Raw genomic sequence first — 795 nt, 5'->3', positions numbered from 1 at the left:
CGCCGCCGGACCGACGACCTGGACGGGCAGCCCGGCGGCCGCCAGGTGCTCGGCCGCGGCCCCGGCGAGGCGGCGACCGTCGTCGTCGGCCACCACGAGGGCCGAGCGCGAGGTGAGCATCCCGTGCACGCTCCGCGCCTCGGCACGGTGCTCACGGTCGGCCATCACGGCACGTGACCGGTCCGTCGGGTCGATGTCGAAGGAGACGGTCACGATCCCGTCGTCCAGGTGCTGGTCCAGGACGTAGCCCGCCTCCCGGAAGATCGCGAGCATCTGCGAGTTCTGGGGCAGCACCTCGGCGCTGAAGCGGGTGATGCCCCGCTCCCGGGCCGCGGCCGCGACGTGCTCGAGCAGCACCGAGCCCAGACCGCGGCCGTGGTGCCCGTCAGCGACGTTGAAGGCGACCTCGGCCATCGTCGGCTCGGTGCGGTCGTACCGGGCGACGGCGATGATCTGCTCGGACTCCTGCTCGCCCGCCACGGCGACCAGCGCGACACGGTCCACGTGGTCCACGTGCGTGAAACGGGCCAGGTCGCGGTCGGGGAGCCGCTCGAGCGGGGCGAAGAAGCGGAAGTACGTCGACCGCTCGGACTGCCCCACGTGGAAGGCCTGCAACGCGTCGCCGTCGCCGACGCGGATCGGACGGACGTGCGCCGTGCCGCCGTCGCGCAGGACGACGTCGGCCTCCCAGTGGACGGGGTACCCCTCGCCCGCCGGTCCGGTGCCGGTCGCCGCGTCCTCGTCGGTGCCCATGCCCTCACCCTAGGTCGCCGCCGCCGGACGGCGCAGGGGGCA

1 protein-coding gene is annotated in these 795 nt (G+C 74.5%); it reads right to left on the bottom strand.

The features are described 5' to 3' along the window. A partial coding sequence (locus L0B03_RS18615) for a GNAT family N-acetyltransferase (protein ID WP_250448590.1) occupies nt 1-753 on the bottom strand: 753 nt, incomplete at its 3' end. Nucleotides 754-795: the final 42 nt, after the last annotated feature.

Source organism: Actinotalea sp. C106 (assembly GCF_023630195.1).
Taxonomy (GTDB): domain Bacteria; phylum Actinomycetota; class Actinomycetes; order Actinomycetales; family Cellulomonadaceae; genus Actinotalea.
The sequence above is the reverse complement of the archived record's forward strand: the minus strand, read 5'-3'. Positions and strand labels throughout refer to the sequence as shown.